The organism is Kitasatospora aureofaciens, assembly GCF_019192735.1.
Classification (GTDB): domain Bacteria; phylum Actinomycetota; class Actinomycetes; order Streptomycetales; family Streptomycetaceae; genus Kitasatospora; species Kitasatospora aureofaciens_A.
In genome coordinates, this window is sequence record NZ_JAHTKP010000034.1 from 66,434 (window position 1) to 81,485 (window position 15,052).

Genomic DNA, 15,052 nt, shown 5'->3' on the forward strand with positions numbered 1-15,052 from the left:
GAGGGGCGGCACCCGTACCGAACGGGTGCCGCCCCTCGACGTATCCAGCGAGTATCTACCCGAGCAACCCCGACAGCACCGCCGTCGTCGCGTCCAGCAGGTCCTCCGCCACTGCGCCGCCCGCCGCCGTCCGCGCCAGCAGCCCCTCCCGCGCGGCGAGGATCACCGCGGCGGCCTGCCGGGCGGTCGCGCCCGGCGGCACGAGCTCCGGCAGCGCCCGCGCCAGCACGTCGGCCAGCGCCTGCGAGACCGTCCGGTCGTGCGCGGCCACCCGCTCGGCCAGGCCCTCGGTGCGGGCGGCGACCAGCCGGAACTCCAGGAACAGCAGGATCCACCCGGTCTCCGCCGGGTCCACCCGCAGCAGTGCCTCGACCAGCCGCCGGGCCCGCTCCTGCGGCCCGAGCGCCTCGCAGGCGGCGGCGAGCGCCTCCAGCTCGGCCATCCGGCTCGCCGCCTGGTCGTCGAAGAGCGCCAGCAGCAGGTCCTCCTTGCTGCCGAAGTTCGAGTAGAAGGCGCCGCGGGTGTAGCCGGCGGCGGCGCAGACGTCCTCGATGCTCGTCCGCGCGAAGCCGACGGTCAGGAACAGCTCGCTCGCCGCTGCCAGGAGCCGCGCCCGGGTGTGGACACGGCGGCGGGGCGGTCGGGGAGCGGCGGGTTCGGCGGGGGGTGGGTTCACAGGATCACGATACATGGTGTATTCAGTACGAGGCATATTCAATTCGTTCCGTACTGAAACTCCGGAGGGGACCACCGTCATGAGCCGACTGCTGATCACCAACGCCCACCTGCTCCACCCCGAGGACGGCACCCGCACCGACGTCGGCTGGATCGAGGTCGCCGACGGCCGGATCGCCGCCACCGGCACCGGCCGCCCGCCCGCCGGCGGGGAGGATGTCCGGGTCCTCGACGCCGCGGGCGCCACCGTCCTGCCCGGCCTGATCGACGCCCACGTCCACCTGCTGGTCACCTCCCTCGACCTGCCGGACTTCGCCAACTGGACCTCCGGCTACGCGACCGTCCGCGCCCTCGCCGAGGCCGAACGCATGCTGCGCCGCGGCTTCACCACCGTCCGGGACGTCGGCGGTGCCGACCACGGCATGACCCGCGCCCTGGCCGAGGGCCTCGTGCTCGGCCCCCGGCTGATCCACGGCGGCAAGGCGCTCTCCCAGACCGGCGGCCACGGCGACCTGCGCCCGCTCGGCGACGACGCGCTGCCCTGCTGCGAGTCCCGGCCCAACTTCGGCCGGATCGCCGACGGCGTGGACGCCGTCCGGGCCGCCGCCCGGGACGAGTTCCGCAAGGGCGCCCGCCACCTGAAGGTCCTGCTCTCCGGCGGGGTCGCCTCCCCGCACGACGAGATCGCCGCTGTCCAGTACAGCGAGGAGGAGATCCGCGCGGCCGTCGAGGAGGCGGAGAACCACAACCGCTACGTCACCGTGCACGCCTACCACCCGCGCGCGATCGACCGGGCACTGCGCGCCGGGGTGCGCTGCGTCGAGCACGGCAACCTGCTGGACGACACCACGATCGCGCTGCTGCTGGAGAAGGACGCCTTTCTGGTGCCCACGCTGGTCGCGTACGAGCAGACCGCGAAGCTCGGCGCCCGCTCCGGTCTGCCGCCGGCCTCGGTCGGCAAGCTGGCCGAGGTCCGCGACCTGGGCCTGGCCGCGCTGGAGCGCGCCCATCGCGCGGGCGTCAACCTCGTGTACGGCAGCGACCTGCTCGGCCCGCTGCACCCGGCGCAGCTGGAGGAGTTCACGATCCGCGCCCAGGTGCAGCCGGCCGCGGACGTGCTCCGCTCGGCGACCACGACGGCGGCCCGGCTGCTCGGCATGGCGGGGGAGATCGGCACCCTCGCGCCGGGCGCGCACGCCGACCTGCTGGTGGTGGGCGGCGATCCGCTGGCCGACCTCACCGTGCTCACCAGCCCGGAGCGGCACCTGAAGCACGTGATCAAGGCCGGCACACCGGTCTGAGGGAACGAACGGGCGGGCGCCCGGAAACCCGAACGCCCGCCCATCACACAGGAGTTACTTACTTGCCCGCACGCTTCGCGAGGCTGTGCCTACTTGGTTCCGCGCTTCGCGAGGCTGTGCTTACTTGGTTCCGCGCTTCGCGAGGTAGGCCTCGACCTCGTCCCGGATCTCCGGCGTGTCCAGCCCGCGCACGGTCATCGTCGTACGGCGCCGCAGCACGTCGTCCGCCGTGTACGCCCACTCGTTGTCGGCCGCGTAGGCGACCTGCGCCCAGACGTCCGGCCCGTCCTCGTGGATCGGCCGGCCGAGCTCCGGGTTCTCGTCGATCAGGCGGGCGATCTCGAAGGACAGCGTGCCGTAGTGGCTGGCCAGGTGCTTGGCCACCAGCGGCTCCATCCGCGAGCCCGGCTCGCGGTCGATCAGCAGCCGGTGCGCGACGGCGTTCGGCGCGCCGACGCCCGGCAGCGGCACGGTCGCGGCGATCGGCGACATGTCCTCGCCGAGGCTGGTGCCGGGCACGTGGGCGAGCTTCTCCAGCACCGTGCGGCCGATGTGCCGGTAGGTGGTCCACTTGCCGCCCGAGACCGACAGCATGCCGCCGCGGCCCTCGGTGACGACGGTCTCGCGCTTGGCGGCGGCGGTGTCGCCGGGGCCGCCGGGCAGCACCCGCAGGCCGGCGAAGGAGTAGGTGATCAGGTCGCGGTCGAGGTGCTCGTCGCGGATCGCGTGCGCGGCCTCGCCCATGATCTGGTCGATGTCCGCCTGGGTGGCGCGGACGTCCTTCGGGTCGCCGGTGTACTCCTCGTCGGTGGTCCCGAGCAGGACGTGGTCCTCCCACGGGATGGCGAAGGAGACGCGGTACTTGTCGATCGGGATGGTCAGCGCGGCGCGCCACGGCGAGCGGCGCTTGACGACGACGTGCGCGCCCTTGGAGAGGCGGATCGACGGCGCGGCGCCGGCGTCCTCCATCTTCCGAAGGTGGTCCACCCACGGGCCGGTGGCGTTGAGCACCAGGCGGGCGTTGACGCCGAACTCGGTGCCGTCCAGGCGGTCCCGCAGCTCGGCGCCGGTGACCCGGCCGCCGGTGAAGCGCAGGCCGGTGACCTCGGCGTGGTTGAGCACCACGGCGCCGGCGTCCACCGCGGCGCGCACGGTCATCACGGCGACGCGCGAGTCGTTCATCTGGTGGTCGCCGTAGACGGCCACCGAGCGCAGGCCCTCGGTGCGCAGCGCGGGCACCTGCTGGGCGGCGTGCGCAGCGGTGGAGACCCGGCCCATGCCGTCGCGGAACGCGGACAGCGCCGAGTACAGGAACACGCCGGCGCCGAGCTTGGCCGCGCCGTGCGGGCCGCCCTTGTAGACCGGCACGAAGAAGGTCAGCGGGTTGACCAGGTGCGGGGCCACGTCGGTGGAGAGCGCGCGGCGCTCCTTGTGGTTCTCCGCGACCAGCTTGACCGCGCCGGTCTGCAGGTAGCGCAGACCGCCGTGGACGAGCTTGGAGGAGGCGCTGGAAGTGGCGCCGGCGAAGTCGCCGGCGTCGACCATGGCGACCTTCAGGCCGGCCTGGGACGCGGTCCAGGCGACGGCCGTGCCGAGGATGCCGCCCCCGATCACCAGCAGGTCGTAGGTGGCCTTGCCGAGCAGCTCGCGGGTCTCGGCGCGGGAGGCGGTGCGGCCGGCGGTGCGCTCGGCGCCCAGGGTCGGGATGGTTGCCATGGTGGTTGTGTACGGCGCGCGTGTCGGGCGGCGCCGTTACTCCTCTCGTGTGCGGTGCGGCCCCTTCGGAGAGGCCGGTCGGCCCGGTGCGGCGGGCCGGTGAAACGGAACCGGGCCGGCCGGGGCACGAGGCCCCGACCGGCTCGACGGTCAGTTGTTCTCTTCCTCCTCCACCCAGCCCATGGTGCGCTCCACGGCCTTGAGCCACTTCTTGTACTCGCGCTCCCGGGTGGCCTCGTCCATGCGGGGGGTCCACTCGGCGGCGCGGTGCCAGTTGGCCCGCAGGGTGTCGAGGTCGTTCCAGAAGCCGACAGCCAGACCGGCTGCATAGGCCGCGCCGAGGGCGGTGGTCTCGGCCACGTACGGGCGCTCGACCGGGGCGTCCAGGACGTCGGCGATGTTCTGCATGAGCAGGTTGTTGCTGGTCATGCCGCCGTCGACCTTGAGGGCGGTGAGCTCGACCCCGGAGTCCTTCTGCATGGCGTCGACGACCTCGCGGGTCTGCCAGGCGGTGGCCTCCAGGACGGCCCGGGCCAGGTGGCCCTTGGTGACGTACCGGGTCAGACCGGCGATCACACCGCGGGCGTCGGAGCGCCAGTACGGGGCGAACAGGCCGGAGAAGGCCGGGACGAAGTAGGCGCCGCCGTTGTCGTCGACCGTGTTGGCGAGGGTCTCGATCTCCGCGGCGGTGGAGATGATGCCGAGCTGGTCGCGCAGCCACTGGACGAGCGAGCCGGTGACGGCGATCGAGCCCTCCAGCGCGTAGACCGGCTTCTGGTCGCCGATCCGGTAGCCGACGGTGGTCAGCAGGCCGTGGTACGAGTTGACGATCTTCTCGCCGGTGTTCAGCAGCAGGAAGGTGCCGGTGCCGTAGGTGGACTTGGCCTCGCCCTCGTCGAAGCAGGTCTGGCCGAACAGCGCGGCCTGCTGGTCGCCGAGCGCGGAGGCGACCGGCACGCCGGCCAGGTCGCCGACGGCCTCGCCGTACACCTCGGCGGAGGAGCGGATCTCCGGCAGGACGGCCATCGGCACGCCCATCGACTCGGCGATCTTCTCGTCCCACTCCAGGGTGTGGAGGTTCATCAGCATGGTGCGGCTGGCGTTGGTCACGTCGGTGACGTGCTTGCCGCCGTCGACACCGCCGGTGAGGTTCCAGATCACCCAGGTGTCCATGGTGCCGAACAGGATGTCGCCGGCCTCGGCGCGCTCGCGCAGGCCGTCGACGTTGTCCAGCAGCCAGCGGATCTTCGGGCCGGCGAAGTAGCTGGCCAGCGGGAGGCCGGTCTCGCGGCGGAAGCGGTCCTGGCCGACGTTGCGGCCGAGCTCGCGGCAGAGCGCCTCGGTGCGCGTGTCCTGCCACACCAGCGCGTTGTGTACCGGCTCGCCGGTGTTCTTGTCCCACAGGACGGTGGTCTCGCGCTGGTTGGTGATACCGATCGCGCGGATGTCGTCCTTGGTGAGACCGGCCTTCTCCAACGCACCGCGGACGACCGACTGCACCCGGGTCCAGATCTCGGCGGCGTCGTGCTCGACGTAGCCGGGCTGCGGGAAGATCTGGCTGTGCTCCTGCTGGTCGACGGCGACGATCCGGCCGTCGGCGCCGAAGATGATGCAGCGGCTGGAGGTGGTGCCCTGGTCGATCGCGGCGATGTAGTTGCCAGTGGAGGTCATGTGGAGGGTCCTCGGCTCGGGTCGGGGGGGATGACGGGGTGGGTGGGCCTGACACGGTTGTCCGGTCAGTCCCCGTGCGCGGCGGGTTCGAACCCGGCCTTTAGAAGAGGGCGTTGTACACGCCGCCGGCCAGTGCGCCGCCGATCAGCGGGCCGACGACCGGCACCCAGGCGTACGACCAGTCGGAGCTGCCCTTGCCGGGGATCGGCAGCAGCGCGTGCATGATGCGCGGGCCGAGGTCGCGGGCCGGGTTGATCGCGTAGCCGGTCGGGCCACCGAGGGAGAGGCCGATGCCGACGACGGTCAGGGCGACGATCAGCGTGCCCATGCCCTTGATCTCGGCCTTGCCGAGGGTGAGGATCGCCATGCAGAGCACGAAGGTGCCGATGACCTCGGTGAGCACGTTCTGGATCGGGTTCCGGATCTCGGGACCGGTCGAGAAGATGCCGAGGGTGGGCTCCTCGTTGGCCTGGAACTGGCCGAGGTAGGTGAGCCAGACCAGCGTGGCGCCGATCATCGCGCCGAGCATCTGGGAGCCGATGTAGAGCGGCACCTGGCTCCACTCGCCGCTCTTGACCGCGAGCGCGATGGTGACGGCCGGGTTGAGGTGGGCGCCGGACTTGGAGCCGGTCATGTAGGCGGCGATGAGGACCGCGAAGCCCCAGCCGAAGGTGATCGCCAGCCAGCCGGCGTTGAAGGCCTTCGACTTCTTGAGGGTCACGGCGGCGCAGACGCCGCCACCGAGAAGTATCAGGGCGGCGGTGCCGAGGGTTTCGCCGACGAAGACGTCGCCGTTGGAGAACGCGGACACAAAGACTCCCTTGTCCATATGGCCCGGAGGTGCGGGTGGGGGCGGGCGGCCGGATGATCGCTGTGCGGGTGAGCGCGGTGTGGGAGTGATCTTCCCGGCCATCGTTCGACAATGTCGACCGTCATGCGGAAGCTTCCTCCCCAGGTCGGCCCCACGTCAAGGCGGGGTTACGCAGCTGTGACCCTTGCTTCGGCCCGCCCTCCGAAGTTACCCAGCGGAGCGCGCCGAATCGGGGCAAAACGCCAAGGCGCGGACAGGCTGCCCGCCCGTCCGCGCCTCAGCGTGACGAAAACACCACCGGTGGGAACCGGTAGGAACCAGTGGTGTCAGAACCGCCCGGCACCCAGATCGCGCGAGATCGCCCGCGCCGCGCTGCGCACCGAGGCCACGAGGGACGGCTTCACGAAGCCGTCCTCGCACACCCGCTCCACCGGCCCGCTGATACACACCGCGCCCACCGGGTTGCGCCGCCGGTCCTGGATCAGCGCGCCGATCGAGGCCACGCCCTCCCACGTCTCCTCGACCGAGTCCGCCCAGCCGCGCTCCCGGATCAGCGCGCACTCGGCGTCCACCTCGGCCGCCTCGGTCAACGTCCGCAGGGTGTACGGCTCGTACGGCCCGGCGCCCAACTCCCCGCGCGCGACAGGGTCGTAGGACACCAGCACCTTGCCCAGCGCGGTGCTGTGCAGCGGCTGCATCGAGCCGACCTCCAGCACCTGCCGGGTGTCGTCCGGCCGGAACACGTGGTGCACGATCAGCACGCCCTGCTGGTGCAGCACCCCGAGATAGACGGTCTCGCCGGCCGCCCGGGCCAGGTCGTCCGCCCACACCAGCGCCCGCGCCCGCAGCTCGTGCACGTCCAGGTAGCTCTGGCCGAGCCGGAGCAGTTCGGCGCCCAGCTGGTACTTGCCGCTCTCCGGATCCTGCTCGACGAACCCCTCCTGCTGCAGCGTGCGCAGGATGCCGTGCGCGGTGCCCTTGGCGAGGTCCAGCGCCGTCGCGACCTCCGACAGGCCCAGGCGGCGCTCACCGCCGGCCAGCAGACGCATGATCGCGGCGGCCCGGGAGAGCGACTGGATCGGGCCGGGCATTGGTACCTCCGCGCTGACAGGCGGTCGACATTGTCGACCGCAGTGGTAACGGGACGAGTCTGCCAGGCCGTCGCCGGTCCGTGCACCTTCCCCCTCGGTAACCCGTACTCGGCAGCCTGTTAACCTCCGCCGCCCGCCCGACCAGCCGACCCTTCGGTTTCGGCTCTCAGTCCCGGCTTTCAGTCCCGCCTTTCAGTCCCGGCGGACCGCGACCTCCGCCGCCAGCGCCGCTATCCCGTCCGGCCCGACCCGGCAGCAGCCGCCCACCAGCAGGGCCCCGTCCGCCAGCCACCCGCGCACCCGCGCCGAGCGGAACGTCGGCTCCCCGCGCCAGTCCCGCACCTCCGGGTCCCAGGACTCCCCGCTGTTCGGGTACACCACCACCGGCTTCCCGGTCACCTCCGCCGCCAGCGCCACCGCCCGGTCCGCGTCCTGCGGCGTGCAGCAGTTCACCCCCACCGCCAGCACCTCGTCCACGCCCTTCGCCAGCGCGAACGCCTCGGCCAGCGGCTGCCCGGCCCGCGTCCGGTCGCCCACCACGCTGTACGAGAGCCAGGCCGGCACCCCGAGCCCGTGGACCACCTCCAGCAACGCCTCGGCCTCGTCCGCGTCCGGCACCGTCTCCAGCGCCAGCACGTCCGGCCGCGCCGCCGCCAGCACCTCCAGCCGCGGCCGGTGGAACGCCACCAGCTGCGCCACACTCAGCCCGTACCGCCCCCGGTACTCCGAACCGTCCGCCGGCACCGCCCCGTACGGACCCACCGAGGCCGCCACCCAGCGCCGCCGCCCGCCCGGCTCGGCCCGCGCCGCCTCCCTGGCCAGCTCCACACTCCGCGCCATCAGCCGCGCCGCCTCGGCCCGGCCCACCCCGCGCCGCGCGAAGCCCTCGAAGCTCGCCTGGTAGCTCGCGGTAATCGCGACCTCGGCCCCCGCGGCGAAGTACGCCCGGTGCGCGTCGACCACCGCCTCCGGCGCGTCCGCCAGCAGCCGCGCCGACCACAGCGCGTCCGACAGGTCGTGCCCCGCCGCCGCCAGCTGGTTCGACATCCCGCCGTCCAGTACCAGCGGGCCGGCCGCCAGCGCCGCGGCGAAGTCCGGCGGGGGAGCAGCGGGCATGGCAGGCCTCCTCAAACACACGGTCGTGGCTGGCCACAGCCTAGAAGCCGGGCGCTTCGCCCGCCCGGAAAATCGTTTGCCGTGTCGGAACGCAGTAGCTACGTTGTGCTCATCCCGAGTACGACACCTCTCCTTGAGCACCTCTCCTTGAATACCGTCCCCTGAAGACCATCCTTGAACACTGTCCCCTGAACACCGCGCAAGCCCCCGAGGAGCCGGCGATGGCCACCGACGAGCCCGCCCCGCCGCAGGCCGCACCGGAATCCGAGCAGGAGTGGCTCGCCGCGTACGACCCGCGCGCCTACACCCCCGTCGCCGTCACCGTCGACGTCGTCGCCCTCACCCTGCGCCACGGCAGCCTGCACGTCCTGCTCGTCGAACGCGCCGCTCCGCCCTACCAGGGCTCCTGGGCCCTGCCCGGCGGCTTCCTGCGGGCCGGCGAGGAGGGCCCGGACGAGGCCGCCGCCCGTGAACTCGCCGAGGAGACCGGCCTCCTGGGCAGCTCCGACGCGGAGGCCGCGCTCAGCCGCATCCACCTCGAACAGCTCGGCACCTACGGCGCCCCGCACCGCGACCCGCGCATGCACGTCGTCTCCGTTGCCTACCTCGCCTTCGCCCCGGACCTGCCCGACCCGCAGGCCGGGACGGACGCCGCGGCCGCCGCCTGGCACCCCGTCGCCGAGCTCGACCTCCGGCCCGGCGGCCGCCCCGAGACCGCCGCTGTGCCCGCCGACACCCACGGGGGTGGCGTCGGCGGGCACACCGGCCCCACCGCCCTCGCCTTCGACCACGCCCGCATCCTCGCCGACGGCCTCGACCGCGCCCGCGCCAAGATCGAGTACAGCCCGCTCGCCACCGCTTTCCTGCCCCACGACTTCACCATCCCCGAACTGCGCGCCGTCTACGAGGCGGTCTGGGACGAGAAGCTCCACCCCGGCAACTTCCACCGCAAGGTCCTCTCCGTCCCCGGCTTCGTCGAGAGCACCGGCACCACCACCGAGCGCGGCGGCGCCCGCGGCGGCCCCCGCGCCCGCACCTACCACGCCGGCGACGCCCGCCTCCTCCACCCCGCCCTGCTGCGCCCCGCCCGCGAGGACGAGATCCGCTGACCCCCGCCGCCCCCGCCCGGCTACCATCCGCCCATGAGCACTGACGACGCCACCGGGACCGCCAACCGCCCCAACTCGCACTGCCATTGGTGCGGCACCCCCTACCCGCCCGGCACCGACTCCTGGCCCCGCACCTGCCCCGGCTGCGCCGAGATCAGCTACCGCAACCCGCTGCCCGTCGTCGTCACCCTCCTCCCGGTCACCCGCCCCGACGCCGCGACCAACCTCGTCGTCATCCGCCGCACCATCGAGCCCGGCTACGGCCAACTCGCCCTCCCCGGCGGCTACGTGGACTACGGCGAGAGCTGGCAGCAGGCCTGCGTCCGCGAACTCCGCGAGGAGACCGGCATCCTGGCCGACGCCGCCGACATCACCCTGGTCGACACCGCCTCCGACTCCCGCGGCGGCTTCCTCTGCCTCTTCGGCCTGCTCCCGCCCCGTCCGCTCGCCGATCTCCCGCCGTCCCGTCCCACCGAGGAGACCGACGGCTGGCAGCTGTCCACCCCCGACACCCCGCTCGCCTTCGAGTTCCACACCCGCGTCTCCTGCGCCTGGTTCAACGGCGAGTTCACCCACCGCTGACCAGCGCGGCACTCCCGCGGCAGACCCTGGCGCCGCGGCCGCTCACATGGCATGGTCTGCACCGACAGCCCAACCGGACGGGCCTGCCACAAGCACTCCCGTCCCCACCACCGGCCCGGGAGACCACCACCGTGAGCACCCCACCCCAGGACCAGCCGCTCTGGCGCCCCAACCCCGCTCGCGCCGCCGAGACCGGCCTCGTGGCCTTCCAGGCCTGGGCCGCCGAGCACCACGGCGCCCCGGCCGCCCCGCTCGCCCCGGCCGCCGACGACCACCAGGCCGCCGAGCGCTACGCCGCCCTGCACGCCTGGTCCACCGCCGACCTCGACCGGTTCTGGACGGCCGTCACCCAGTGGTTCGACGTCCGCTTCACCCAGGCCCCCGAGGCCGTCCTCGCCGACCCGGCCATGCCCGGCGCCCGCTGGTTCCCCGGCGCCCGCCTCAACTACGCCGAGCACGCCCTGCGCGCCGCAGAGGACCCGGCCAACGCCGACCGCCCCGCGATCCTCCACCTCGACGAGACCACCGAGCAGCCGGCCGTCCTCACCTGGTCCGAGCTCCGCCGCCAGGTCGGCTCCCTCGCCGCCGCGCTCCGCGCCCGCGGCATCGGCCCCGGCGACCGCGTCAGCGCCTACCTGCCCAACATCCCGCAGGCCGCCGTCGCGCTCCTCGCCGCCGCCGCCGTCGGTGCCGTCTGGACCAGCTGCGCCCCCGACTTCGGCGCCCGCAGCGTCCTCGACCGCCTCCAGCAGATCGAGCCGGCCGTCCTCTTCGCCGTCGACGGCTACCACTACGGCGGCAAGGACCACGACCGCACCGACGTCGTCGCCGAGCTGCGCCGCGAACTCCCCAGCCTGCACACGGTCGTGCACGTCCCCCTGCTCGGCGCCCCCGCCCCCGAGGGCGCCCTCCAGTGGGACGACCTGGTCGCCGAGGACGTTGTCCCGGTCTTCGAACCGGTCCCCTTCGACCACCCGCTCTGGGTGCTCTACTCCTCCGGTACCACCGGCCTGCCCAAGGCCATCATCCAGAGCCAGGGCGGCATCCTGCTCGAACACCTCAAGCAGGTCGGCCTCCACGTCGACCTCGGCCCGCAGGACCGCTTCCTCTGGTACACCTCCACCGGCTGGATGATGTGGAACTTCCTGCTCGCCGGCCTCCTCGTCGGAGCCACGGTCGTCACCTACGACGGCAGCCCCGGCCACCCCGACACCGGCGCCCTCTGGTCGGTCGCCGCCCGCACCGGTGCCACCGTCCTCGGGACCTCCGCCGCCTACGTCATCGCCAGCCGCAAGGCCGACCTCCACCCCGGCCGCGACCTCGACCTCTCCGCCGTCCGCTGCATCGGCACCACCGGCTCCCCGCTCCCGCCGGACGGCTTCCGCTGGATCTACGACGAGGTCAAGGAGGACGTCTGGCTCGCCTCCGTCAGCGGCGGCACCGACGTCTGCTCCTGCTTCGTCGGCGGCGTCCCCACCCTCCCCGTCTACCTCGGCGAGATCCAGGCCCCCTGCCTCGGCGCCGCCGTCGAGTCCTGGGACGTCCAGGGCCGCCCGCTCACCGACGCCGTCGGCGAACTCGTCGTCACCAAGCCCATCCCGTCCATGCCCACCGGTTTCTGGAACGACCCCGAGGGCACCCGGTACCACGACAGCTACTTCGACATGTACCCGGGCATCTGGCGCCACGGCGACTGGATCACCGTCACCTCCCGCGGCACCGTCGTCATCCACGGCCGCTCCGACTCCACCCTCAACCGCCAGGGCGTCCGGATGGGCTCCTCCGACATCTACGAGGTCGTCGAACGCCTCCCGGAGATCGCCGAATCCCTGGTCATCGGCCTGGAGGAGCCCGACGGCGGCTACTGGATGCCGCTCTTCGTCGTCCTCGCCCCCGGCGCCGAACTCGACGACGACCTCATCGGCCGCATCCGCACCTCGCTGCGCACCGAACTCTCCCCGCGCCACGTCCCCGACGAGGTCATCGCCGTCCGCGGCCTCCCGCACACCCTCACCGGCAAGCGCATCGAGGTCCCGGTGAAGCGCCTGCTCTCCGGCACCCCGCTGGAGCAGGCCGTCAACCCGGGCTCCGTCGACAACCTCGACCACCTGCGCTTCTTCGAGCAGCTCCGCCGCGACCGCCAGGCCTGATCACGCCGAAAGGGCGCTCCCACCGGGTGGTGGGAGCGCCCTTTCTTCTTACGCTCTTTCTCTGCCCTACTCGTTATCTATCTCTGCCCTACTCGCCCGAGAGCACCTGCTGCGCCGCGGCGCGCGCCTCCTCGGCACTGTCCGTCGCCCGGGCCGCCTCGGCGGCGCGGCGGCACTGCGCCAGCGTGTACTTGGCGAGCGTGGCCCGCACGTACGGGATCGACGCCGAGCCCATGGACAGGCTCGTGACGCCCAGACCGGTCAGCACGACGGCCAGCAGAGGGTCGGAGGCGGCCTCGCCGCAGACGCCGCAGCTCTTTCCGGTCGCCTGCGCCGCCTCCGCGGCCGCGGCGATCAGGTCGAGCAGCGCCGGCTGCCACGGGTCCTGCAGCCGCGCCAGCGCACCGACCTGGCGGTCCGCCGCGAACGTGTACTGCGCCAGGTCATTGGTCCCCAGCGACAGGAACTCGACCTCCTGCAGGATCGCCCGCGCCCGCAGCGCGGCCGACGGAATCTCCACCATCGCGCCGAACTTGGCGTCCAGCCCGGCCTGGCGACACGCGTCCGCGAAGTCCTTGGCGTCCTTGCGATCGGCCACCATCGGCGCCATCACCTCAAGGTGCACCGGCAGCCCGTCGGCGGCCTTCGCCAGCGCCCGCAGCTGCGTCTGCATGACCTCGGGGTTCTCCAGCAGGGTGCGCAGACCGCGCACGCCGAGCGCCGGGTTCGGCTCGTCGGCCGGGGTCAGGAACTCCAGCGGCTTGTCCGCGCCCGCGTCCAGCGCCCGGACCACGACCCGGCCCTCCGGGAACGCCTCCAGCACCTTGCGGTACGCCTCGACCTGCTTCTCCTCGCTCGGCGCCTTCGCCGAGTCGTCCAGGAACAGGAACTCGGTACGGAACAGGCCGACGCCCTCGGCACCGTTCTCCAACGCCGCCGGCACGTCAGCCGGGCCGCCCACGTTGGCCAGTAGCGGCACGCGGTGCCCGTCCGAGGTCTGCCCCGGACCGGTGGAGGCGGCCAGCGCGGCCTTGCGCTCGGCGGCGATCGCCCGCAGCTCGTCCTGCTTCTCCTGCGACGGGTCCAGCAGGACATCGCCGGAGCTGCCGTCCACGGCCACCACGGTGCCCTCGGCGACGTCGGTCGCCCCCGGCAGCGCGACGACGGCCGGCACGCCCATCGCCCGCGCCAGGATGGCGCTGTGGCTGGTCGGCCCGCCCTCCTCGGTCACGAAGCCGAGCACCAGCGTCGGGTCGAGCAGCGCGGTGTCGGCGGGCGCCAGGTCCCGCGCGAACAGCACGTACGGCTCGTCGCTGTCCGGCACACCCGGCATCGGCACGCCCAACAGCCGGGCCACGATGCGGTTGCGGACGTCATCCAGGTCGGCGACCCGCCCGGCCAGGTACTCCCCGGCCGACGCGAGCAGCGCGCGGTAGGCGGCGAAGGCGTCGTACACGCCGCGCTCGGCGCTGCTGCCGACGGCGATCCGCCGGGACACGTCCGCCATCAGCTCCGGGTCCTGCGCCATCAGCGCCTGGGCCTCCAGCACCGCCTGCGCCTCGCCGCCGGCCAGGTTGCCGCGGGCGATCAGGTCCGCGGCCACCGCCTCGACGGCCGCCTGGGCACGAGCCTGCTCGCGCGGCGCGTCCTCGGTCGGAATCTGGGTGGTCGGCGGCTCAAGCACCGCCGTCCCCATGTGCCGCACCTGGCCGATCGCGACCCCGTGGCTCACACCCACGCCGCGCAGCGTCTTCTTCATGTCACCTGTCTCCGCTGAGATGAGCGGCCCCGCCGGGTACCGCTTGTGCCGGGCCGCCCCGTCATCTCCTGCGGGGCGGGTGTGTGGGGAAGAGGGGTCAGCTCCAGCTGAACAGCGCGTCGCCGACGCGCGCCTCGCCGTCCTCGACCAGGTCGCCGAGCGACTCGGGGGTCGCCTCCAGCGCGACGATCGGCGAAATCGGCGACTTGCCCGCGGCCTCGACGGCGGCCGGGTCCCACTTGATGACGGCCTGGCCGCGGGTGACCATGTCGCCCTTGTTGACGAGCAGCTCGAAGCCCTCGCCGTTCAGCTGCACGGTGTCGATCCCGAGGTGCGTCAGCACACCGTGCCCGTCCGCATCCACGACGACGAACGCGTGCGGGTGCATGGAGACGACGACGCCGTCCACCGGAGCGACGGCCTCGGTCGGCTCCCGCACCGGGTCGATCGCGGTGCCGGGACCGACCATCGCGCCCGAGAACACCGGGTCCGGCACGCCGGCGAGCCCGACGACCTTGCCGGTCAGCGGCGACGTCACAGTGGTCATGGTTTGTGCCTCCCAAGTGCGCAGTACAGACGAGCGGCCGCAAGCAGCGGCACGATCAACTGAAGCCTAAATCATGTCAACTTCGGACATCTGCTGACATTCCTGGGCGAAGACCCAGGCCCCCGCCCGCCTGTCGGCCGGCGTCACACCGACCTGCTAGTGGTCTAGTCCTCTTGGTCGATGCGCCGCACTCTACAGGCATCTTGGCGAATCGGGACCATTGCTGTATATGCTCGCGAGAGCAACAAATCATGCCGCCGACCGGGTGACACCCGGCGCGCCCCGATTCGCGCTCCGGCGGACGACCCGCTATGGTTGGTCGAGTCGCCGCAAGTCGGCGGTTAACAGCAGATTTCAGATGCGCAAAGCTCCGGAAAACGGAGCGGAAAACATCTGGTAAGCTGGAAACACGAAAGAACGAAGCGCCCGGAGGGCCCGCTGGAAGGCGGTCCGAAGGAAGTGTCCGTTCCTTGAGAACTCAACAGCGTGCCAAAAGTCAACGCCAGATATGTTGACATCCCCGG

At 72.6% G+C, this 15,052-nt stretch carries 12 protein-coding genes; 4 read left to right on the top strand and 8 right to left on the bottom strand.

The annotated features are described in order from the left end of the window. Positions 1 to 55: 55 nt before the first annotated feature. Complete coding sequence (locus KV557_RS27330) at positions 56 to 676, bottom strand: TetR/AcrR family transcriptional regulator (RefSeq protein WP_218204159.1); 621 nt, start codon at positions 674 to 676, stop codon at positions 56 to 58. 79 nt (positions 677 to 755) lie between these two features. On the opposite strand from KV557_RS27330, the gene KV557_RS27335 reads away from it, so the two are divergent. Continuing rightward, positions 756 to 1,976, top strand: coding sequence for a metal-dependent hydrolase family protein (locus KV557_RS27335; RefSeq protein WP_218204160.1), 1,221 nt, complete (start codon positions 756 to 758; stop codon positions 1,974 to 1,976). Between the two features lie 120 nt (positions 1,977 to 2,096). On the opposite strand, the gene KV557_RS27340 is transcribed toward KV557_RS27335, so the two are convergent. The 5 genes from KV557_RS27340 to mmuM form a co-directional block, all read right to left on the bottom strand. Then, positions 2,097 to 3,692, bottom strand: a complete 1,596-nt coding sequence (locus tag KV557_RS27340) for a glycerol-3-phosphate dehydrogenase/oxidase (RefSeq protein WP_218204161.1) — start codon at positions 3,690 to 3,692, stop codon at positions 2,097 to 2,099. A gap of 150 nt (positions 3,693 to 3,842) precedes the next feature. Next, positions 3,843 to 5,363: a glycerol kinase GlpK gene (gene glpK / locus KV557_RS27345; RefSeq protein ID WP_218204162.1), complete on the bottom strand. Its 1,521-nt coding sequence runs from the start codon at positions 5,361 to 5,363 to the stop codon at positions 3,843 to 3,845. Between the two features lie 100 nt (positions 5,364 to 5,463). Continuing rightward, positions 5,464 to 6,192 (bottom strand): MIP/aquaporin family protein, encoded by a 729-nt coding sequence (locus KV557_RS27350; RefSeq protein WP_218204163.1) that lies wholly within the window; start codon positions 6,190 to 6,192, stop codon positions 5,464 to 5,466. A gap of 308 nt (positions 6,193 to 6,500) precedes the next feature. Next, positions 6,501 to 7,265, bottom strand: coding sequence for an IclR family transcriptional regulator (locus tag KV557_RS27355; protein ID WP_218204164.1), 765 nt, complete (start codon positions 7,263 to 7,265; stop codon positions 6,501 to 6,503). A 192-nt stretch (positions 7,266 to 7,457) separates the two neighbouring features. Further along, positions 7,458 to 8,381 carry a homocysteine S-methyltransferase gene (mmuM, locus tag KV557_RS27360; protein WP_218204165.1) on the bottom strand — a complete coding sequence of 308 codons (924 nt, stop codon included), beginning with the start codon at positions 8,379 to 8,381 and terminating at the stop codon, positions 7,458 to 7,460. A 221-nt stretch (positions 8,382 to 8,602) separates the two neighbouring features. On the opposite strand from mmuM, the gene KV557_RS27365 reads away from it, so the two are divergent. From KV557_RS27365 to KV557_RS27375, 3 genes are all read left to right on the top strand, one after another. Continuing rightward, complete coding sequence (locus KV557_RS27365; protein WP_218204166.1) at positions 8,603 to 9,490, top strand: NUDIX hydrolase; 888 nt, start codon at positions 8,603 to 8,605, stop codon at positions 9,488 to 9,490. 33 nt (positions 9,491 to 9,523) lie between these two features. After that, positions 9,524 to 10,072: an NUDIX domain-containing protein gene (locus KV557_RS27370; protein WP_218204167.1), complete on the top strand. Its 549-nt coding sequence runs from the start codon at positions 9,524 to 9,526 to the stop codon at positions 10,070 to 10,072. A gap of 131 nt (positions 10,073 to 10,203) precedes the next feature. Continuing rightward, positions 10,204 to 12,222: an acetoacetate--CoA ligase gene (locus tag KV557_RS27375; RefSeq protein WP_218204168.1), complete on the top strand. Its 2,019-nt coding sequence runs from the start codon at positions 10,204 to 10,206 to the stop codon at positions 12,220 to 12,222. An 88-nt stretch (positions 12,223 to 12,310) separates the two neighbouring features. Here the strand turns inward: KV557_RS27375 and ptsP are convergent, their stop codons facing one another. Both ptsP and KV557_RS27385 read right to left on the bottom strand, forming a co-directional pair. After that, entirely contained in the window at positions 12,311 to 13,981 is a 1,671-nt protein-coding gene (gene ptsP, locus KV557_RS27380) for a phosphoenolpyruvate--protein phosphotransferase (protein ID WP_218204169.1), read from the bottom strand. 97 nt (positions 13,982 to 14,078) lie between these two features. Further along, positions 14,079 to 14,528 carry a PTS sugar transporter subunit IIA gene (locus KV557_RS27385; protein ID WP_218204170.1) on the bottom strand — a complete coding sequence of 150 codons (450 nt, stop codon included), beginning with the start codon at positions 14,526 to 14,528 and terminating at the stop codon, positions 14,079 to 14,081. Positions 14,529 to 15,052: the final 524 nt, after the last annotated feature.

What these genes read in the sequence shown, in the direction of transcription:
- KV557_RS27350 (WP_218204163.1), bottom strand. Translation starts at nt 6,192, where the DNA reads ATGGACAAGGGAGTCTTTGTGTCCGCGTTCTCCAACGGCGACGTCTTC.
- KV557_RS27355 (WP_218204164.1), bottom strand. Translation starts at nt 7,265, where the DNA reads ATGCCCGGCCCGATCCAGTCGCTCTCCCGGGCCGCCGCGATCATGCGT.
- KV557_RS27335 (WP_218204160.1), top strand. Translation starts at nt 756, where the DNA reads ATGAGCCGACTGCTGATCACCAACGCCCACCTGCTCCACCCCGAGGAC.
- KV557_RS27385 (WP_218204170.1), bottom strand. Translation starts at nt 14,528, where the DNA reads ATGACCACTGTGACGTCGCCGCTGACCGGCAAGGTCGTCGGGCTCGCC.
- mmuM (WP_218204165.1), bottom strand. Translation starts at nt 8,381, where the DNA reads ATGCCCGCTGCTCCCCCGCCGGACTTCGCCGCGGCGCTGGCGGCCGGC.
- KV557_RS27365 (WP_218204166.1), top strand. Translation starts at nt 8,603, where the DNA reads ATGGCCACCGACGAGCCCGCCCCGCCGCAGGCCGCACCGGAATCCGAG.
- KV557_RS27340 (WP_218204161.1), bottom strand. Translation starts at nt 3,692, where the DNA reads ATGGCAACCATCCCGACCCTGGGCGCCGAGCGCACCGCCGGCCGCACC.
- ptsP (WP_218204169.1), bottom strand. Translation starts at nt 13,981, where the DNA reads ATGAAGAAGACGCTGCGCGGCGTGGGTGTGAGCCACGGGGTCGCGATC.
- KV557_RS27370 (WP_218204167.1), top strand. Translation starts at nt 9,524, where the DNA reads ATGAGCACTGACGACGCCACCGGGACCGCCAACCGCCCCAACTCGCAC.
- glpK (WP_218204162.1), bottom strand. Translation starts at nt 5,363, where the DNA reads ATGACCTCCACTGGCAACTACATCGCCGCGATCGACCAGGGCACCACC.